Here is an 18,026-nt window from a genome sequence, read left to right on the forward strand (position 1 = left end):
AGCAGATGAGCTAGCACTCGGCTGTCTGCCGCGTCACACCCGGAATCGCAGTTCAGCCCGCCAGCGCCGGCGCCGCGCGCACGGCACCCACGATCCCCTCGCCTCCGGACAGCGGGAGCTGCAACCACGGCGCGAGCACGTCGGCCAGCACCCCGAGCCGGAGCAGGCCCGCGGTCAGCGCGGGCATCCGCCCGCGGTCGCCGCCGTCGTCGAGCTTGAGCGCCACCGCGCCCGCCCCGGGCAGCGCGGCGACGTGCACGCCGTCGGCGCCGCCCTTGACCAGCAGGCCGGGGACGGCGCGCATCAGGTCGGTGTCCTCGCGGCCGGTGCCCGCCACGAACCAGGGCTGGGCGCGCATGGCGTCGGCGACCGCGCGCTCCGGGGAGCCGGCGTCGGCCTGCACCAGGGAGAGGACACCGCGGGCCAGGCCGGTCGGCGAGAGCGCGTGCTGCGGCGCACCGCAGCCGTCGACGACGACGGCCGTCACCGGCTCACCCGCCGCCTCGCCCAGCCGCGCGTCGATCGCCTGCTGCAGCGGGTGCGCGCGGTCGAGGTAGCCCTCGACCGGCCAGCCGGCCGCCACGCACGCGGCGAGCATCGCCGCGTGCTTGCCCGAGCAGTTCATCACCAGCCGGTCGGGCGCGCGGCCCTCGACCAGCCAGGCCGCCCGCGTCGCCTCGTGCGAGGGCAGCGCCGGCGGGCAGCCCAGGTGCTCGGGCCCGAGCCCGGCGGCGGCGAGGATCGCCGCCGCGAGCTCCCGGTGCCCGTCCTCGCCGTTGTGCGAGCCGGCCCCGATCGCCAGCTCGGCCTCGTCGCGCGGCGCCCAGCCGGCGGCGAGCAGCGCCGTCGCCTGCACGGGCTTGTTCGACGAGCGCGGCAGCATCGGCCGGTCCACGGCGCCCGCGCCGAAGCGCACGTCCCCGTCCGCGCCGAGCACGACCAGGGAGCCGCGGTGCACCGACTCGAGGAACCCGGACCGCTCGACCTCGACCAGCACCGGGTTCCCTGGCCAGGAACGGTCGTCGTCGTTCAGTGCCGGCCCTCGTCGGCCAGCAGCGCCGCGACGTCGGCCTCGCCGTCGCGGTAGCGGCGACCCAGCTCCCCGGCGAGCGCATCCATGACCTGCTGGACGCCGCGCCGCCGCTCGGAGAGGCCGACCTCGGCCTCGGCGAGCGCGCGGGCGCCCTGCTCGAGCTTGGCGTCGGGGAGGTCGGTGATCGAGGAGAGGTCGACCCCGGGGGTCAGCGCGTTCACCCAGGACTCGTACTCGTCGGGGTTGGCCGGCTGCACCGTCTGGTGGCGCCCGAGACCGTGCGCCGGGCCGCGGCCCTTCTCGGACAGGATCTCCGGGAGCAGCTCGACCAGCGACCGGCCGTCGTGCTCGGCCCGGCGCTGCACCTCGCGGCGCACGATGTCCAGCCGGCCCTGCAGCAGCCGCCGCGTGTAGGAGAGGTTGACCTCCTCCTGCTCGGCCTGGCGGCGCAGCGAGCGCACCTCGGTCATCGACCGCCGGGTCGCGTCCTCGAGGAACGCGGGGTCCAGCAGCGCGTCGACGGCGGCGCCCCCCGCGGGACTGGTCTTGGTGCTCACGTGTTCTCCTCGCTGGCGCTCGTCGCCGACGTTCGCCGGGCTGCTGTGCTCTCGGGTGAGCTCGCGAGCTCGCTCACTGCGGCCTCCATCGGTCGTCTTCTCGTCACGCACGCGGCATGGTCGCAGACCGGACGGCTCGGATGCGGTCGCGCGCCGCCGCCCGGGTGTCGTCGACCTCCGCGGGGGCGTCGTCCGGATCGATCGCGGCGACCGATCCGCCCACGGTCAGCGCGGCGTCGGGAGCGACCGACTGCTTCACCAGCGCCAGCGCGATCACGCCGAGCTCGTGGTGCCGCACGACCGTGCCGACCCGGCCCACCTCGCGGGCGCCGGCGAGCACCGGGGCGCCGGGCTCGGTGAGGTCCTCGCTGACGCCGTCCAGGTGCAGCAGCACCAGCCGGCGCGGCGGCCGACCCAGGTTGTGCACCCGGGCGACGGTCTCCTGCCCGCGGTAGCAGCCCTTGTCCAGGTGCACCGCGCTGGTCAGCCACTCCAGCTCGTTGGGGATGGTGCGGTGGTCGCTGTCGGCGCCCAGCCGCGGCCGGCGGGCCTCCACGCGCAGCGCCTCGTAGGCCTGCACCCCCGCGAGCCGGGCCCCGGCGGTCAGCAGCCGGTCGGCGACGGCGTCGACCGAGCCGCGCGGCACGACCAGGTCCACGACGACGGCGCTGCCGTCGCCGATCGGGCGCATCCGGCGGGCGAACCCGCCGTCGGCCAGCGGCTCCACCGCGTACTCGACGGCGGGCGCGGGCAGGCCGGCGGCGCCCAGCACGTCGAGCGCGCTCGGCCCCACCAGCGAGAGGACGGCCCACTGCGCCGTCACCAGCTCCGGCTCGACGCGGAGCATGAAGCGCATCTTCTGCAGGAAGGCGTGCAGTGCGACACCCGTGCCGGGCTCGACGTCGGCCCAGGTGGTGCCGCCGAGCTCGGCGATCACCAGGTGGTGCTCGACGTGCCCCTGCGGGGAGAGGACCAGCGCCTCGCTGCCGGTGGCGTCGGCCAGCCGGTCGAGGTGCTGGCTGGTGAGGCTGTGCAGCCAGGAGAGCCGGTCGGCGCCGGGGACGACGAGCACGTCCCGGTCGCTGCGGTCCACCAGCCCGGCGCCCTCGGCGAGCAGCCGCTGCTCGCGCAGCGGGTCCCCGTAGTGGGCGGCCACCGCGACGGCGGCGTCCACCGGCTTCTCGACGGCGACGGCGCCCGGGCGGGACAGCAGGGTGGAACTCATGGGGTCTCCGATGCTCGTTCGCGGCATGCGCGGCACGTCCCGGACAGGGCGACGTGCCCCACGTCCACGGTGAAACCCAGATCGGCGGCCAGACGTTCCGCCGCGCTGTCCAGCAGGTCGGGGGCGACCGAGGAGATCTCGCCGCAGGAGGCGCACACCACGTGCAGGTGGGCGTGCTCGGAGGCGTGGTAGATCGGCGCCCCCTTGCCCAGGTGGGTGTGCCACACCAGGCCCAGCCGCTCGAGCAGCTCCAGGTTGCGGTAGACCGTGGAGGCGTCCGGCGCGGGGGACCCGGGCCCGGCCTCCTCGCGCAGCCACGCCCCGATCGCCTCGGGCGTCGCGTGCTCCAGAGCCTCCACGGCCGCCAGCACGCGGCGGCGCTGGGCCGTCAGGCGCAGCCCGCGGGACCGCAGCCGCTCGGCCAGCGGTGCCGCGTCGCCGGCGGTGCGGCCCGCGCTGCCACCCTCGACCGCATGGCCCTCGTGCTCCATGGCGCGACCCTATGCCCGGCGTCGGGCACCCTGGGCCCGTGACCGAGCTTGCGAGGTCACGCGAGGACACTGCACCCAGGGCACGTGCCCGACGAGCGTCAGCGAGGAGGGTCCGTGACCGATCTGCGCAGCGTGGCCGTCTGGCGGAACGGAGCCGCCGTCGCCGTCCCCGCCGACGAGGCCGTGGTGACCGCCTGGGACCAGGGCCTGGTCCGCGGCGACGGCGCCTTCGAGTCGGTGGCGGTGCTCGACGGCGGCACCCCGCACCTGCCGGCGCACCTGGCCCGGCTGACCCGGTCGGCCGCGCTGCTGGAGATCCCCCACCCGGGCGACGACGCCTGGCGCGCCCTCGTCGGGGCGGTGCTGGCGGGCTGGCCGGTGGACACCGAGGGCGTGATCCGGCTGCTGCTCACCCGGGGGCCGGGAGACGACGCACCGCCGACCGCGCTCGCCCTGCTGGCACCCGTGCCCGCCGAGACCGTCCGACAGCGCACCACGGGCGTCTCGGTGATCAGCCTCTCCCTCGGCGTCCCGGCGGACTTCCGCGCGCGGGCGCCGTGGCTGCTGGGCGGCGCGAAGACGCTCTCCTACGCGGTGAACATGGCCGCCTACCGGCACGCGCACTCCCTCGGCGCGGACGACGTCGTCCTCACCTCGCTCGAGGGCGAACTGCTCGAGGGGCCGACGTCGACGGTGGCGTGGGCGGCCGGCGGCACGCTGCACACCCCGCCGACCGAGACCGGCATCCTGCCCGGTACCACCGTCGCCCGGCTGTTCGAGCGCGCATCGGCCGAGGGCTGGCCGACGGCGCGGACGCGGGCCACCGTCGACGACCTGCACGCCGCCGACGCCGTCTGGCTGCTGTCCGGGGTGCGCGGGGCCGCGCCGGTGCACACGCTCGACGGCGTGCGCCGCGGTGACGCGGGCCTGACGTCGCGCGTGCGGGAGCTCCTCGCCCGGTAACCTGTCTCCCGGTGCGCCGGGAAGTCTGGTCGGCAACGTCCTTCTCGACCCTTCCCCCGGAGCCGCCCCCGTGAGCACCTCGTCCTCCCCCCGCCTCCTCGGCCGCGGCTCGTGGCCCGAGGCGCAACGGATCGCCTCGGTGCTCCGGCGCGAGACCGTCGGCGGCGCCCTGCTGCTCGTCGGTGCCGCGATCGCGCTCGTCTGGGCCAACTCCCCGTGGGCGGAGAGCTACGAGTCGCTGCGGGACACCCGCGTCGGCCCGTCGGCGCTGCACCTGGACCTGACGCTCGGCACGTGGGCGGCCGACGGCCTGCTGGCGATCTTCTTCTTCGTGGCCGGCCTGGAGCTCAAGCGCGAGTTCGTCGCCGGCGACCTGCGCGAACCGCGGCGCGCGGCGCTGCCGATCGCCGCGGCCGTGGGCGGCATGGCGGTGCCCGCGCTGATCTTCGTGCTGTTCAACCTGGGCGGGACCGACGGCGCGCTGCGCGGCTGGGCCATCCCGTCGGCCACCGACATCGCCTTCGCCCTGGCCGTCCTCGCGGTGATCAGCACTCACCTGCCGACGGCGCTGCGCACCTTCCTGCTCACCCTCGCCGTCGTCGACGACCTGCTGGCGATCGTCGTCATCGCGATCTTCTACACCGCGGCGCTGGACGTCCCGGCCCTGCTGCTCTCCCTGCTGCCGCTGGCCGTCTTCGGCTTCCTCGTGCAGAAGCGGATCCGCTCCTGGTGGCTGCTGCTGCCGCTGGCCGCGCTCACCTGGGTGCTGATGCACGAGTCCGGCGTGCACGCCACCGTCGCCGGCGTGCTGCTGGCCTTCACCGTGCCCGTCGTCCGCAGCGCGGCGGCCGGCGGACCGGACGCGGGCCCCGGGCTCGCCGAGCACTTCGAGCACCGGCTCCGGCCGCTCTCGGCCGGGTTCGCCGTGCCCGTCTTCGCGTTCTTCTCCGCGGGCGTGGCGTTCGGCGGCATCTCGGGACTGGGCGAGTCGCTGGGCGACAGCATCGCCATCGGCATCATGGTGGGCCTGGTCGCCGGAAAGGCGATCGGCATCACCGGAGCCACCTGGCTGGTCTCGCGGTTCACCCGCGCGCAGCTCGACGAGAACCTGAGCTGGACCGACGTCGTGGGGCTCGCCCTGCTCGGCGGGATGGGGTTCACCGTCTCGCTGCTGATCACCGAGCTCGCCTACGTCGACGACCCCGAGAGCTTCGACCACGCCAAGGTCGGCATCCTGCTCGGCACCGTGATCGCCGCCGCGCTGGCCGCGGTCATCCTGCGACTGCGCAACCGCCAGTACCGGGAGATCGCCGCCCAGGAGCGGGTCGACGTCGACGCCGACGGCATCCCCGACGTCTACGAGGCGCCCGAGAACATCGGGCCCGCGCGACCGGCCTGGCCGACGGTGGACGACGCGGCCGACCACGACCCCGGCCGGCGCTGGACGCCGCCCCCGGGGCGGCCCGGCGGGCCGTTCGCCGACAGCTGACTTTTTCGGTTGCCGACGCTCTCGGGCCGGACGTACCGTCGTCGTACACGAGAGAGGAGGTGGTCCGTAACTTTGCTGAGCTACAGGACTCGTGAGGTGGCTGTCCGCTAGCCGCCGTCCAGATGGGCCGCCCGTTCAGCGTCCGCGCTGAGCGACGGCAGATCGCCCGTCCGTCGTACGGCGGCGAGCGAGAACCGGACAGTCACCCGACCCCCGGGCCGCCGACCGTTGTCCAGTCGGCCCGCACGCAGCTCCCTCCGGGGAGCGCGGCGGAGCAGCCCGGGGGTTGTCCGTTCTCCGGGTAGGTTGCGCCCCATGGAGCTGGGCGGCCTGCCGGTCGAGACCGACGTCTGGCAGGGCGTGTGGATCTCCGTCGCCTGCCGCCTCGGCGCCCCCGGCACGGTCTCCGCCCTGCTCCCCGCCTTCGAGGCCCACGCGCGGGTCTTCCACCCGGCGGTCCGCTACGCCGGGGACGACGACATCGAGGTGCCCTGGGCCGAGGTCGCCGCGCACAACGGCACCCGAGCGCACCCGCTCATGCAGTGGCACACGATCACCGGCAGCTGGGACGCCCAGCCCCCCGAGCTCCAGGCCGCGGTGTGGGACGACGGCCCGGCCGAGGGGCATCTGCCGGTCGCCGTGGCCGCCCGCCTGGCCGCCGTCCTCGCCGGGCACACCGCCACTCCGCAGGACTGCCTGTTCGGGCGGTGGGACGGCTACGGCTTCGACCTGCCGGACCCCGACTCGCCCCCGCGGATGCCGCTGCGCGGCAACCACGACGTGGTGCTGGTCCGTGGCACCGTCGCCGACGCCGTCCGGAACCTCGCGCCCGAGCCGCACGAGCAGAGCGCCAACCTGTGGTGGCCGGCCGACCGCGCCTGGTGCGTGGTCACCGACATCGACCTGACCAGCACCTACGTCGGCGGCAGCGCCGCGTGCATCGCCGAGCTCCTGGCCACCCCGGGGATCGAGGCGCTCCCCGCCCGGCCGGAGGACTCGACCGCCTTCGCCGCAGACACCCTCAACCCGCTGCCCGGAGGGCGCTGAGCGCACCCGTTCTGCGGCATGCTGCGCGGCGTGCGCCTCGCTGCCGCCCGCGCTCTCGCCGCGCTCTGGACCCTGACCTGGCTGCTGCTCCCCGGCTTCGGGCTGATCGACCTCTCCGTCTCCTGGGACGAGGACTGGGCGGTCGTGCTCGAGGCGAGCTGGGGGATCACGATGACCGTGCTGGTCGGCGGCTCGTTCCTCGCCGTCGCCGTCCGGCCGCGCGGCGCGCGCGCCGCCTGGGCCACCCTCGGCGTCACGGGAGCCGGCTGGCTGGTGGCGGTGGCCGCCGGGCTGGAGTGGCCACTGCTCGGCTTCGTCGCCCTGCTGGCGGTGCAGGCGGCACTGCTGCTCGCGCTGCTGCCCACCCGACCGCGGTGGCAGCCGCTCACCTGGTCGGTCTCGCCGGCGCTGCTCGCCCTCGCCACGCTGGGCGCCGTCCCGTGGCTGGTGCACGCGGCGGACATGTGGCGGGCCAATCGGCGGGGCGCCGGCGTCGCCCTCGGCGAGGTCACCAACGGCATCGACCACCACGCCGTGCAGGGCGCCCTGGCACTGTCGCTGGTGGTCCTGCCGCTGCTGGCGGCCTGCTGGCCGGAGGGACGGCGGTTCCTCGGCACGTCGGCCGGGGTGTGCGCCGGCTACGTGGGTCTGGTGTCGGCCGCTTTCCCCGGCGAGTGGGCAGGGTTCTCCCCCGTCTGGTCCTGGCTCTGCCTGGGCTGGGCCGCGGCGCTGATCATGCTGTCCGCGCCCCCGCGCCGGTCAGAGCTGCGCGAGCTCGGCCTCGAGGTCGTCGAGCCCCAACGACCCCTGTGAGAGCGCGGCCATGTGCCACGCCTTGAGGTCGAACGCCTCACCCCGCGCCTGCCGCGCCTGCTCCCGGCCGGCCAGCCAGGCCCGCTCGCCCAGCTTGTAGCCGATCGCCTGCCCGGGGATGCCGAGGTAGCGGACCAGCTCGCTGTCGAGGAAGGCCAGCGCGGCGCCGGAGTTCTCACCGAGGAAGGCGCGCGCGAGGTCCGGCGTCCACGGCTCGCCGCGGTGCGCGGCCAGCGCACCCTCGGCGTCGTCGGGGATCGGGAGCTGCAGGTGCATGCCGATGTCGATGACCACGCGCACCGAGCGCAGCTGCTGGGCGTCGAGGAAGCCCAGCCGGGTGCCGGGGTCGGCGAAGTAGCCGAGCTCGTCCATGAACCGCTCGGCGTAGAGCGCCCAGCCCTCGACGTTCGCGCTGACCGAGCCCACCGAGGTCTGGTAGGTGGACAGCTGCTGCGAGACGTACGCCCACTGGGCCAGCTGCAGGTGGTGTCCCGGGACGCCCTCGTGGTACCAGATCGACACCAGGTCCCAGAGCGGGAAGCGGGTCCTCCCCAGCGTCGGCAGCCAGGTGCGGCCGGGCCGGGAGAAGTCCTGCGAGGGCCGGGTGTAGTACGGAGCCGCCGCACTGCCGGGGGGCGCGATCATGGCCTCGACCCGGCGCAGCGGCTCGGCGAGGTCGAAGTGCGTGCCGTCGAGCTCGGCGATCGCCTCGTCCATCATCGCCTGCAGCCGGACGCGGATCTCCTCCACGCCCTCGACGGCGGGGCCGCTGGTGGCCAGCACCCGCATCGCCTCCATCGGCGTCGCGCCGGCCTGGACGCGGTCGGCCTCGATCCGCTGCTCGGCGAGGATCCGCTTGTGCTCGGCCCAGCCCCAGGCGTACGCCTCCTCGAGGCCCCCGTCGGGCCCGAGGTCCGAGCCGGACCAGCGGCGCACGGCCAGTGCGTAGCGCTCGCGGCCGACGGCGTCGGGCACGCCCTCGGTGCGCGGGCCGTACTCGTCGCGCAGGTGGTCGCGGATCGCGGCCACGGCGGCGTCGGCGTCCGCCGCGGCCGCCAGCAGCTCCGGCTGCAGCGCCTCGGGACCGGTCGCGACGAAGGTCGTGAAGTACGGGCCGGCCAGCCACTCGTCGAGCTGCTCGACGATGGTGCGCACCTGGCGCGGGGCGACCAGCAGGTCGCGGCGCACCGCCTCCTCGAGCGTCTCCCGGTAGCCGCGGTACGCCTCGGGGACGCGGGCGATCCGGCGGGCGATGACCGCCCAGTCCTCGTCGGTCGCGGTGGGCATCAGGCTGAACACCTGGCGGACCGAGTGCACGGGCGAGAACAGGATGTTCAGCGACCGGAAGCTCTCCCCCGCCCAGTGCCCGTCGAGCTCGGAGGTGAGCCGCTCGCGCAGCAGCCGGGCGCAGCGCCGCTCGACCGGGTCGTCCTCGAGGGCGGGGTTCTCCGCCAGCACGCGGTCGAGCTCGGCGAGGGTCTCCCGCACCAGCGAGACCTCGGCCTCGAGCCCCTCCGGGGAGAGGTCGGGCAGCCGGTCGTCGCCGGGGCGGGCGCCGAGCTGGGTGGCCAGGATCGGGTCGAGCTCGCAGGCGGCGGCGACGTAGGCGTCGGCCACCTGGCGGGGGGTGGTCGGCGTCGTCGGCGTCTCGGTCATCGAAGCCTCTCCAGCCGGGCGGACATGGTGGGACGGAGCTCTCCGCCGCCCACCGCGCGGTCGACGGCGTACATGAGCGCGCCCTCGACGATGCCGTAGAGGCGGACCGCCCGGGTCACCTCCGGCGCGTCCGGCGTGCGGGCGACGAGGTCGGTGGCGAGCTCCCAGCTGGTCGTGGTCCGGGCGGCGCCGACGTACATCTCCAGCAGGCCGTCGGCGCCCGCCACCAGCAGCTCGACGTCGTCACCCTCGCCGCGGGAACGCCAGAAGCCGGTCTCCCGGACGTCCGGGCCGACGACCTGACCGTCGTCGGTGAGCCGCCAGGTGCGCGAGTCGTAGGCGAGGAACCCGCGGCCGTCGTGGCTGAACCGCACCCACTGGCCGAACCGGAGATCCGCGCCGGACCCCGCCGCAGCGCCGGCCAGGATGCCCTCGCCGTGCCACTCGCCCAGCAGCGGCAGCACCGACAGCAGCTGGTCGGACACCTCCGGGCCGGTGCGGACGTCGACGGTGTCGGGGACCGGCAGCTCCGTCGGCGCGCTCATCGCCGCGCCCCCGTCGGGCGGCGCGAGAGGCGCACGGCGCCGTAGCCGCAGGAGAGCGCGGCCAGCGCCGCCAGGGCGACCAGGACCCAGGCAGAAACCATGCATGCCACGGTAGTGAGTGCCGTTCACCCCGAGCCACGCGGCGGTCGTGCTGCCGTTCCTGCGCACCCCGCTGCCCGCGTCGGCGCTGATCGCCGGCAGCGTCGCGCCCGACCTGCCCTTCTACCTGCCGTTCGAGCTGCCGTGGCCGACGCACACCGCCGGCGCCGTCGTCACCACCGACGTGCTGATCGGGCTCGCCGCCTGGGCGCTGTGGCACGGGCTGCTCGCGGAGCCGGCCGTCCGGGCCGCACCCGCGGCGCTGCGCGCGCGGGTGACCGGCGTCCCCCTCGGGCTCCGGATCCGGCTGGCGTCCCCGGCGCGGGGAGCCTGGACGCTGCTCGCGCTGGCGGTGGGCGCCGGCACCCACGTGCTGTGGGACGAGTTCACCCACGCCCGGCGCTGGGGCCCGGAGACGTTCCCCGTGCTGGCCGAGCAGTGGGGCCTGATGCCCGGCTATCGGTGGCTGCAGTACGGCATGAGCGTGCTCGGCGGGCTGGCCCTGCTCGGCTGGGCCCTGCACTGGTGGCTCCGGACACCGGCCCGGACGTCGGCACCGGCCGGACGGCGGTGGCCCTGGGTGCTGCTCGGAGCGGTCGGCACCGTCGTCGGCACCGCAGCCGCGCTGCCCGCGGGCGACCTCGGCGAGGCCATCTACGACGCCGCGACCTGGGGCGGCGGCACCGCGCTGGGCCTCGCGGTGCTGCTGGCGGCGGCCTGGCAGCTCCGCCCCCGGCGCCGCTGAGCGACCGGGCCCCGCTGTCCCGGCGCTTATAGTCCTCCCAGCGGGACCAGCGATCGCCGGCGCCCCGTCCGGCACGGTCCGGGACGACGGAGGTGCGCGTGCGAACGCCCGAGGAGGAGCTCGCGCGTGCGCTCATCCGCTACGAGTGGGTGCTGGCCAACGTCGCCGACGGGATCTACGGCCTCGACACCGAGGGCCGGGTCGAGTTCGTCAATCCCGCCGCCGTGCGCCTCACCGGCTACCCCTCCGTCGAGCAGCGCGGCATCGACCAGCACGCCCTGCTGCACCACTCGCACCTCGACGGCTCCCCGTACCCGCGCGAGGAGTGCCCGGTCTGGCAGGCCATCCGCAGCGGCCGCACCGTCTTCGCCGACGACGAGGTGTTCTGGCGCAAGGACGGCGTCCCGGTCCCCGTGGAGCTGGTCGCCGTCCCCACGGTCGAGGAGGGCGGGGTCACCGGCGTCATCGTCTCCTTCCGCGACCTCACCGAACGGCGCGCGGCCGAGGCGCAGGCCGCCGAGCTCGACCGGCTGGCGCGCGAGGCGGCCGCGTCGCGGGCGCTCGCCGACCAGCTGCAGCAGGCCCTGCTCACCCCACCGCCCGAGCCGGACCACCTGCACGTCGTCGTCCGGTACCTCCCCGCCGGTCACGAGGCCCAGGTCGGCGGCGACTGGTACGACGCGTTCCTGCAGCCCGACGGCGCCACGATGCTCGCGATCGGCGACGTCGTCGGCCACGGCAGCGGCGCCGCGGCCGCTATGGGCCAGCTCCGCGGGATCCTCCGGGCGCTCGCCTACGACAACGACGAGACTCCGGCGGAGACCCTGGGGCGCACCGACCGGGCCGCCTCCGGCCTGGCCGTCTCGACCCTGGCGACCGCGATCCTCGCCCGCGTCGAGCGGCATCCCGACGTGCCCGTGGCCGGGCGGCGGGTGGTCCGCTGGAGCAACGCCGGCCACGTCCCCCCGCTGCTGCTGGCGCCGGACGGCAGCTCCCGCGTGCTCGAGACGACGCCGGACCTGATGCTCGGCGTCGAGCCGTCGGCTCCGCGCCGCGATCACACCGTCGAGCTGGACTCCGACCACACGCTGCTGCTGGTCACCGACGGGCTGGTCGAGAAGCGGAGTTCCGATCTGGACGAGGGCATGGCCCGGCTGCAGGACGCGCTGCGCGATCTGGGCCGGACCCCGCTTCCGGAGTTGCTCGACACCGTGCTCCACCGGCTCGTCCCCCGGGCCGGCGAGGACGACGTCGCCGTGGTGGCCGTGCGTGCCTATCCCGAGGACCGTCCGCGGCCGGCCGAGGCCGGGCCGAACGTCCTCCCGCCCGGCATCAGCTGAGCACACGGCAGCGCCCGCCCCGGCCGGAGCCGGGACGGGCGCTGCATCGTCCGGAGGGACGTCAGTCGATGACGATGGTCGTCTCGTTCAGGCCGACCTCGGCGTCGAGGACCCGCTCACCCTTGCCCACGGGGGCCAGCGAGCGGACCTTCCAGGTGCCGGGGGCGGCGAAGAACCGGAACTCGCCCTCCGGGCTGGTGACGACTTCGGCGGTGAACTCGTCGGTGCCGTCCAGCAGCCGGACGTACGCGCCGGCCACGGGTGCGCCGTCGTGCCACACCTGACCCTGGATCACCGTCTGGGTGTTCAGGTCGATGCCCGCGAGGGCACCACCCTGCTTCGGGGCTCCGCACATTTCAGCTGCTCACTTCTCGATCGGGACGCCGACGAGCGAGCCGTACTCGACCCAGCTGCCGTCGTAGTTCTTGACGTTCTTCTTGCCGAGCAGCTCGCTGAGCACGAACCAGGTGTGGCTCGAGCGCTCGCCGATCCGGCAGTAGGCGATGGTCTCGCGGCTGTCGTCGAAGCCCTGCTCGCCGTAGAGGGCGGCCAGCTGCTCGTCGCTCTTGAAGGTGCCGTCCTCGTTGGCGGCCTTGCTCCACGGGATGTTGATCGCCGTGGGCACGTGGCCGGCCCGCTGCGACTGCTCCTGCGGCAGGTGCGCGGGGGCGAGGATCTTGCCGGAGAACTCGTCGGGCGAGCGCACGTCGACCAGGTTCTTGCTGCCGATCGCGGCCACGACCTCGTCGCGGAAGGCGCGGATGGAGAGGTCGGGCTCGCTCGCGACGTACTGCGTCGCGGGGCGCGCGACGGCGTCCTTCGACAGCGGGCGCCCGTCGAGCTCCCACTTCTTGCGGCCGCCGTCCATCAGCTTGACGTCGCGGTGGCCGTAGATCTTGAAGTACCAGTAGGCGTAGGCGGCGAACCAGTTGTTGTTGCCGCCGTAGAGGACCACGGTGTCGTCGTTGCCGATGCCGCGCGAGGACAGCAGCGCCTCGAAGGCGGTCTTGTCCAGGTAGTCGCGGCGCAGCGGGTCCTGCAGGTCCTGCTTCCAGTCCAGCTTGACGGCGCCCTCGAGGTGGCCGCCGTCGTAGGCGCTGGTGTCCTCGTCGACCTCGACGAAGACGAGGCCGGGCGTGCCCAGGTTGTCCTGGACCCAGTCGACGGTGACGAGCACGTCGTTGCGGCTCATGGGGTAGCTCCCTGTGATCGGTCGTGCGGTGGTCGGGTGGTCGGTCAGGCGGTGCGGGCGGGCAGCGCCCGCCGGGCGGTGAGGTACAGCTCGCAGCCCAGGCAGAAGCCGGTGGCCGCGTTGAGCAGGGCCGCCACGAGCGCGAGACCGGTGGCGACGGCGCCGAGCGCGGGGGCGCCGAGCAGGTAGCCGGCGGCCCCGACGACGGTGAACAGCAGGCCGACGAGCTGGGCGAAGCGCGGCGGCGCCTCGGGCTCGCGCTCGCGGACCGGCCCGAGCCGCGGCGCCACGAGCGTGCGGAACAGCAGGCCGTAGGGCGAGAACCGGAGGCCGGCCAGCGCACCGACGGCGAAGACCAGCGCCTGGGCGGCGACCAGCCAGCCGCCGGCGGTGAGCAGGGCGACGGCGAGGACGACCGAGGTGAGCCCGGCGGCGAACCGCGGGGCACGCACGTCGACGTGCGGAGAGGGTGCAGTCATTGCGGAAGAGGACCTCAGAACGGCGGACAGGGCGCGTCTGGTCGGTCGGGTGCCGACCTCAGGAGGTCGGACAGAGGGTGCTGCCGACGCGGCACAGGTCCACTGTGCGTCGCGAAGTCAGCAGGATGCCCACGGCGCGAGGGTAGCTGATCACCCGGACACCCCCGCGTGGGCGTCCACCAGGGCCGTGAGCTCGTCGGGCCGGGGAGCGCCGCTGCTGCGCCCGACGAGGGCGCCGGACCGGTCGAGGTAGAACAGCGTCGGGGTGCGGCGGACGTCCAGTTCGCGCACCTCGTCGAGGTGGCTCTCGGCGTCGACCTGGACGACGGCCAGCCCCGGCCGGGTGGTCTGCAGCTGCGCGAGCCGGGCCTTGGTCGCCCGGCAGGGGCCGCAGAACGCGGTGGAGAACTGGACGACGGTGAGGTCGGCGTCGGCCGGGCGCACACCGAGCCGCTCGAACGCCGCGGATCCCGCCATGCCCGCCTCCTCGTCGTCGTCCGGAACAGCGCGCACGGCGCCGTTCCGCGTGCGCTGCCACCACGCCGCGGCCGCCGTGGCGGCGAGCGCCACCGCGAGGACGACGATCCCGATCGTGCTCATCGACGGCACAACCCGATCGGGGCGGTGGACTATTCCGCCACCAGCACCGCATCGGTCGCCTCGACCCGCACCTCGACGCCGTCCGCCGCGGGCGCGACCCCGGTGAGCTGCAGGCCGAACGGCAGTTCGGGGACCGTGTAGCGCAGGTCGAGCAGGTCGCTGACCTGGCTGACCAGGAAGCTCGGGATCTCGACGCCGGCGCCCGTGGCCCGATCGACGTCGACCACCAGCTGGTCGCCGTCGAGCGCGACGGTGCCGGCCGCACCGACCGGCAACGTGTAGCCGAGGAGCTCGACCGTGCGCGTGATCCGGAGCCCCGCCCCCTCGGGTGAGACGGTGGCGTCGCCGCCGAGCTCGGCGGCCAGCAGGTCGTAGGCGAGCGTCGCGCGGCCGTCGATGCGCTCCACCGGCACCTCGGCGACCGATCCGTCCAGCACCGACGACAGGGGCACGTGCACCCCGCGCAGCGAGACCGCGGCCCGCGTGCCCTCCGGCTGGCCCAGCTCCTCGGCGTCCAGCGCGATGCGCACGTCCTCGTACCGGCCCGAGATCGCCTGGGTGAGGAACGGGAAGCCGGTGATGTCGACCTCGGGGGTGCCGACGAGGCCGCCCTTGCCGGCCAGCTGCCCGGCCACCTGCCCCTCGGCGACGCCGACGGCGACCCGGTCGGCCAGGAGCGCGAGGCCGGCGAGCAGGAGGAGTGCGACCAGCAGCGCCCTCACGGGCGGCCGATCGCAGAGCCGGTCATAGAGCCGGTCATAGAGCCGGTCACAGCGCCGCCTGCAGGGCGAGGGCGACCGGCGCGCAGGCGGCGACCGGGAGCGCCACCTGCACGACGGCGAGCGTCCAGGGGGAGAAACGCTGCTCGTCGTCGAGCGCGCCGCCGGGGGTGACCTCGACCACGAGGTAGCTGGCCACCAGCGCGGCCAGCGCCGCGACCCCCCCGATCACCACGCCGTGCACCAGGGACCGCTCGGCGTCCAGCGCGTCGCCGGTGCCGGCCGCGAGGACCGCCGCCGCGGCACCCGCACCGACCGCGAGGACCACGCCGAGCAGCCCGCGCGGCACGCCGTCGGCCAGCTGCGGCCGGGGCAGACCTGCGTCGACGAGGTGGCCGACGACCAGCGCCGCGCCCATGGCCAGGAGCGCCACGCGCGCGCGCTCGGACCCGGCGTCGGTGCTCCCGAGCAGCAGCAGGGCGGCCAGCGAGGCGACGGCGACCATCATCAGCACCGCCCCGGAGAGCGAGGCGACGAGCTCGTGCCGCGGCCGGCGCAGCATCTGCTGCACCACCACCGCCAGGAAGCCGATGCCGATCACCGCGAGCAGGTCGCCGAGCTCGGGGTCCTCCGGCAGCACGAGGGCCAGGTCCGCGGCGACGGCGGCGCCGGCGCCCACCGCCAGCGAGCCGGCGAAGCCCTGGACGCCGGTGACCAGCACCCAGCACAGGACCAGCCCCAGCTGCAGCACGAGCACGGCGGCCAGCCGGCCGGTCTGGCCCAGCACCTCGGGCAGTCCCACGAGCAGGGCGACGGCGAGCGCTGCGCACGCCGCCGCGGGCAGGTGGTGCTCCCGCGCGGTCAGGCGGGACGACGGCGCGGCGGTGCTCACGGCGTCGATGGTGGCAGACCGCGGGCGCCGAGACCGTCACCGGCGCGAGGGAGGTTCCGGGCCGGAATCTGCCGGGTCAGGGGCGCGTCGGCTATTCTTCGCTCTCACCTCGACAGCGTCGTCGACGGCCGCCACGGCTGCGCGTCGTGGGAACCCGCGAGGAGACGACATGCGACTGGTCCTCATGACCTCGGCGCGCCAGGCCACGACCGAGGTCCTGCCCGCACTCGGGTTGCTCGGCCACCAGGTCCGCGTCGTCGCCCCCGAGCTGTCCAGCCTGCTCGACGGTGACTCGGGCGACGTCGTGCTGGTCGATGCCCGGCACGACCTCATCCGCGCCCGCACCCTGTGCGGCCTGCTCTCCTCCACGGGTGTGGCCGCAGCGCTCGTCGCCGTCCTCTCCGAGGGCGGCCTGGTCGCGCTGTCCGCCGACTGGGGGGTCGACGACGTCCTGCTCGACACCGCCGGCCCCGCGGAGGTCGACGCCCGGCTGAAGTGGGCCACCTCCCGCCGCCTGGCCGCCGCCACCCCCGCCGACGGCGCCGACAAGGGCGTGACGCAGGCCGGCGAGCTGGTCATCGACGAGCACAGCTACTCCGCCAAGCTCCGCGGCCGCCCGCTCGACCTCACCTACAAGGAGTTCGAGCTGCTCAAGTACCTGGCGCAGCACCCGGGCCGGGTCTTCTCCCGCGCCCAGCTGCTCCAGGAGATCTGGGGCTACGACTACTTCGGCGGCACCCGCACCGTCGACGTCCACGTGCGCCGGCTGCGCGCCAAGCTCGGCACCGAGCACGAGGCGCTGATCGGCACCGTCCGCAACGTCGGCTACAAGCTCGACCAGCAGGTCGCCGACGCCACCGCCCGGGCGACGCAGGCGGAGACCGACGCCGAGCTGGTCTGACCCGGTGAGTTCCGGCCAGGAGGTCGAGGCCGTCCTCGCGCTGCTGCGCGCCGCGGCGGCGGCCGACGGCGTCCGGCCGCTGTCGGAGGACGCCGAGCTGCGACTGCAGCACGCCGACGCGGGCGGGCGCGACCTGGTCGTGCACGACGACGGCGTCCTCGCCGGCTACGCCCGGTACGACGACGGCGTCGCGGAGCTCGTGGTGCACCCGGAGCTGCGGCGGCGCGGGCACGGCCGCGCCCTGCTGCGGCAGCTGCTGGAGCTGGCCGGCGGCCGGCCGCTGAGCATCTGGGCGCACGGCGACCTGCCCGGATCGGCGGAGCTGCTCGCCCCGCACGGCTTCGAACGCGCCCGCGTGCTGCTGCAGATGCGACGCGACCTCGCGGACCTCGACCCGGATCCGCGACCGGAGCTGCCCGCCGACGTGCAGGTGCTGCCCTTCCGCCCCGGCCGGGACGAGGCGGCCTGGCTGCGGGTCAACGCCCGCGCCTTCGACTGGCACCCCGAGCAGGGCCGCATGACCCGGGCCGACCTCGAGCTCCGCTGCGCCGAGCCGTGGTTCGACCCTGCCGGCTTCCTCATGGCCTGGCGCGGCGACCCGGACGCCGGCGGCACGCTGCTGGGCTCGCACTGGACCAAGGTCCACCCCGCCGGCGACGCCGGGCCCGACCCCGTCGGGGAGATCTACGTGCTGGGCGTCGACCCCGACGCCCAGGGCCTGCGGCTCGGCGGCGCGCTCACCGACCTGGGGCTGGCCCACCTGCGCCGGCAGGGGCTGGGCTCGGTCCTCCTATACGTCGAGGAGGACAACGCCGCCGCCGTCCGGCTGTACGAGCGCCGCGGTTTCGCCCGCTTCGCCGTCGACGTCTCCTGGCGGCGCGAGCCGGGCTGACCTAGCTGCAGCAGGCGTCGGCGCCCTCGGGCGTCATCGCGGCCAGCGTCGCGAGCAGCTTGACCGGCCCGGACAGGGCCTCGCAGCAGAGCGAGTAGACGTTGCTGCGCCCCTGCGGGGTGATCGTCACCAGCCCCTGCTCCCGGAGGGGCGCCAGGTGGTGGCTCACCAGCGTCTGCCCCATGCCGGACGCCTCGGTGAGCTCGCGGACGGTGTGCGGCCCCTCTGCCAGCAACAGGAGGAGGTGCAGGCGGTTGGGATCGCCCATGGCCTTGAGCTGCGGAGCCAGGAGTTGCGCGCGCTCGGCGGCCGAGCCGACGGCGACGGGCTCGAGCCGCACGTCCAAAC

Annotated in this window: 21 protein-coding genes; 8 read left to right on the plus strand and 13 right to left on the minus strand. The window is 75.2% G+C overall.

The features are described from left to right. Positions 1-52: 52 nt before the first annotated feature. From CRP29_RS09560 to CRP29_RS09575, 4 genes are all read right to left on the minus strand, one after another. Positions 53-997 (minus strand): asparaginase, encoded by a 945-nt coding sequence (locus CRP29_RS09560; protein WP_097194753.1) that lies wholly within the window; start codon positions 995-997, stop codon positions 53-55. 32 nt (positions 998-1,029) lie between these two features. Next, positions 1,030-1,590 carry an RsiG family protein gene (locus CRP29_RS09565; RefSeq protein ID WP_097194754.1) on the minus strand — a complete coding sequence of 187 codons (561 nt, stop codon included), beginning with the start codon at positions 1,588-1,590 and terminating at the stop codon, positions 1,030-1,032. A 103-nt stretch (positions 1,591-1,693) separates the two neighbouring features. Further along, complete coding sequence (gene ygfZ, locus CRP29_RS09570) at positions 1,694-2,815, minus strand: CAF17-like 4Fe-4S cluster assembly/insertion protein YgfZ (protein ID WP_097194755.1); 1,122 nt, start codon at positions 2,813-2,815, stop codon at positions 1,694-1,696. Further along, positions 2,812-3,306: a Fur family transcriptional regulator gene (locus CRP29_RS09575; RefSeq protein ID WP_097194756.1), complete on the minus strand. Its 495-nt coding sequence runs from the start codon at positions 3,304-3,306 to the stop codon at positions 2,812-2,814. Before CRP29_RS09575 ends, ygfZ begins: the two co-directional genes overlap by 4 nt. 114 nt (positions 3,307-3,420) lie before the next feature. Here CRP29_RS09575 and CRP29_RS09580 point away from each other — a divergent pair, with 114 nt between their 5' ends. The 4 genes from CRP29_RS09580 to CRP29_RS09595 all read left to right on the plus strand — a co-directional run bounded on the left by CRP29_RS09580 (position 3,421) and on the right by CRP29_RS09595 (position 7,618). Then, on the plus strand, positions 3,421-4,269 hold the full coding sequence (locus CRP29_RS09580; protein WP_097194757.1) for an aminotransferase class IV: 849 nt from the start codon (positions 3,421-3,423) through the stop codon (positions 4,267-4,269). A 70-nt stretch (positions 4,270-4,339) separates the two neighbouring features. After that, positions 4,340-5,758 (plus strand): Na+/H+ antiporter NhaA, encoded by a 1,419-nt coding sequence (gene nhaA / locus CRP29_RS09585; protein ID WP_097194758.1) that lies wholly within the window; start codon positions 4,340-4,342, stop codon positions 5,756-5,758. Between the two features lie 315 nt (positions 5,759-6,073). After that, positions 6,074-6,805: a hypothetical protein gene (locus CRP29_RS09590; RefSeq protein ID WP_097194759.1), complete on the plus strand. Its 732-nt coding sequence runs from the start codon at positions 6,074-6,076 to the stop codon at positions 6,803-6,805. Positions 6,806-6,835: 30 nt separating this feature from the next. Further along, a complete protein-coding gene (locus tag CRP29_RS09595; RefSeq protein WP_141437097.1) occupies positions 6,836-7,618 on the plus strand; it encodes a hypothetical protein in 783 nt (260 codons plus the stop codon). Here CRP29_RS09595 and CRP29_RS09600 read toward each other — a convergent pair. After that, complete coding sequence (locus tag CRP29_RS09600; RefSeq protein ID WP_097194761.1) at positions 7,565-9,274, minus strand: DUF885 domain-containing protein; 1,710 nt, start codon at positions 9,272-9,274, stop codon at positions 7,565-7,567. The genes CRP29_RS09595 and CRP29_RS09600 overlap by 54 nt on opposite strands. Continuing rightward, entirely contained in the window at positions 9,271-9,819 is a 549-nt protein-coding gene (locus CRP29_RS09605) for a heme-binding beta-barrel domain-containing protein (protein WP_097194762.1), read from the minus strand. The genes CRP29_RS09600 and CRP29_RS09605 overlap by 4 nt, the downstream gene beginning before the upstream one ends. A 118-nt stretch (positions 9,820-9,937) precedes the next feature. Between CRP29_RS09605 and CRP29_RS09610 the strand changes: the two genes are divergently transcribed. Beyond that, positions 9,938-10,663: a DUF4184 family protein gene (locus tag CRP29_RS09610; protein WP_097194763.1), complete on the plus strand. Its 726-nt coding sequence runs from the start codon at positions 9,938-9,940 to the stop codon at positions 10,661-10,663. A gap of 98 nt (positions 10,664-10,761) precedes the next feature. Beyond that, positions 10,762-12,003, plus strand: a complete 1,242-nt coding sequence (locus CRP29_RS09615; RefSeq protein WP_245852681.1) for a PP2C family protein-serine/threonine phosphatase — start codon at positions 10,762-10,764, stop codon at positions 12,001-12,003. Between the two features lie 61 nt (positions 12,004-12,064). Here the strand turns inward: CRP29_RS09615 and CRP29_RS09620 are convergent, their stop codons facing one another. The 6 genes from CRP29_RS09620 to CRP29_RS09645 form a co-directional block, all read right to left on the minus strand. Further along, a complete protein-coding gene (locus CRP29_RS09620; protein WP_097194765.1) occupies positions 12,065-12,358 on the minus strand; it encodes a DUF1416 domain-containing protein in 294 nt (97 codons plus the stop codon). A 9-nt stretch (positions 12,359-12,367) separates the two neighbouring features. Beyond that, positions 12,368-13,195, minus strand: a complete 828-nt coding sequence (locus CRP29_RS09625) for a sulfurtransferase (protein ID WP_097194766.1) — start codon at positions 13,193-13,195, stop codon at positions 12,368-12,370. A gap of 44 nt (positions 13,196-13,239) precedes the next feature. Further along, positions 13,240-13,674: a DUF4395 domain-containing protein gene (locus tag CRP29_RS09630; protein ID WP_097194767.1), complete on the minus strand. Its 435-nt coding sequence runs from the start codon at positions 13,672-13,674 to the stop codon at positions 13,240-13,242. Positions 13,675-13,824: 150 nt separating this feature from the next. Beyond that, entirely contained in the window at positions 13,825-14,274 is a 450-nt protein-coding gene (locus tag CRP29_RS09635; RefSeq protein WP_245852684.1) for a thioredoxin family protein, read from the minus strand. A 29-nt stretch (positions 14,275-14,303) separates the two neighbouring features. Beyond that, positions 14,304-14,996 (minus strand): LmeA family phospholipid-binding protein, encoded by a 693-nt coding sequence (locus tag CRP29_RS09640; RefSeq protein WP_097194768.1) that lies wholly within the window; start codon positions 14,994-14,996, stop codon positions 14,304-14,306. A 46-nt stretch (positions 14,997-15,042) separates the two neighbouring features. After that, the gene (locus tag CRP29_RS09645) at positions 15,043-15,885 is read right to left on the minus strand and encodes a hypothetical protein (protein WP_097194769.1); all 843 of its coding nucleotides are present in this window, start codon (positions 15,883-15,885) and stop codon (positions 15,043-15,045) included. A gap of 169 nt (positions 15,886-16,054) precedes the next feature. On the opposite strand from CRP29_RS09645, the gene CRP29_RS09650 reads away from it, so the two are divergent. Together CRP29_RS09650 and mshD are read left to right on the plus strand one after the other, a co-directional pair. After that, positions 16,055-16,786 (plus strand): winged helix-turn-helix transcriptional regulator, encoded by a 732-nt coding sequence (locus CRP29_RS09650; RefSeq protein ID WP_097194770.1) that lies wholly within the window; start codon positions 16,055-16,057, stop codon positions 16,784-16,786. A 4-nt stretch (positions 16,787-16,790) separates the two neighbouring features. Further along, on the plus strand, positions 16,791-17,678 hold the full coding sequence (mshD, locus tag CRP29_RS09655) for a mycothiol synthase (protein WP_097194771.1): 888 nt from the start codon (positions 16,791-16,793) through the stop codon (positions 17,676-17,678). Between the two features lies 1 nt (position 17,679). Here mshD and CRP29_RS09660 read toward each other — a convergent pair whose 3' ends face one another. After that, complete coding sequence (locus tag CRP29_RS09660) at positions 17,680-18,018, minus strand: ArsR/SmtB family transcription factor (RefSeq protein WP_245852685.1); 339 nt, start codon at positions 18,016-18,018, stop codon at positions 17,680-17,682. Positions 18,019-18,026 lie beyond the last annotated feature (8 nt).

Origin of the sequence: Blastococcus aggregatus, from assembly GCF_900221005.1 — a bacterium.
GTDB lineage: Bacteria > Actinomycetota > Actinomycetes > Mycobacteriales > Geodermatophilaceae > Blastococcus > Blastococcus aggregatus.

What these genes read in the sequence shown, in the direction of transcription:
- ygfZ (WP_097194755.1), bottom strand. Translation starts at nt 2,815, where the DNA reads ATGAGTTCCACCCTGCTGTCCCGCCCGGGCGCCGTCGCCGTCGAGAAG.
- CRP29_RS09575 (WP_097194756.1), bottom strand. Translation starts at nt 3,306, where the DNA reads ATGGAGCACGAGGGCCATGCGGTCGAGGGTGGCAGCGCGGGCCGCACC.
- CRP29_RS09590 (WP_097194759.1), top strand. Translation starts at nt 6,074, where the DNA reads ATGGAGCTGGGCGGCCTGCCGGTCGAGACCGACGTCTGGCAGGGCGTG.
- CRP29_RS09600 (WP_097194761.1), bottom strand. Translation starts at nt 9,274, where the DNA reads ATGACCGAGACGCCGACGACGCCGACCACCCCCCGCCAGGTGGCCGAC.
- CRP29_RS09605 (WP_097194762.1), bottom strand. Translation starts at nt 9,819, where the DNA reads ATGAGCGCGCCGACGGAGCTGCCGGTCCCCGACACCGTCGACGTCCGC.
- CRP29_RS09620 (WP_097194765.1), bottom strand. Translation starts at nt 12,358, where the DNA reads ATGTGCGGAGCCCCGAAGCAGGGTGGTGCCCTCGCGGGCATCGACCTG.
- CRP29_RS09625 (WP_097194766.1), bottom strand. Translation starts at nt 13,195, where the DNA reads ATGAGCCGCAACGACGTGCTCGTCACCGTCGACTGGGTCCAGGACAAC.
- CRP29_RS09630 (WP_097194767.1), bottom strand. Translation starts at nt 13,674, where the DNA reads ATGACTGCACCCTCTCCGCACGTCGACGTGCGTGCCCCGCGGTTCGCC.
- CRP29_RS09635 (WP_245852684.1), bottom strand. Translation starts at nt 14,274, where the DNA reads ATGAGCACGATCGGGATCGTCGTCCTCGCGGTGGCGCTCGCCGCCACG.
- CRP29_RS09650 (WP_097194770.1), top strand. Translation starts at nt 16,055, where the DNA reads ATGCGACTGGTCCTCATGACCTCGGCGCGCCAGGCCACGACCGAGGTC.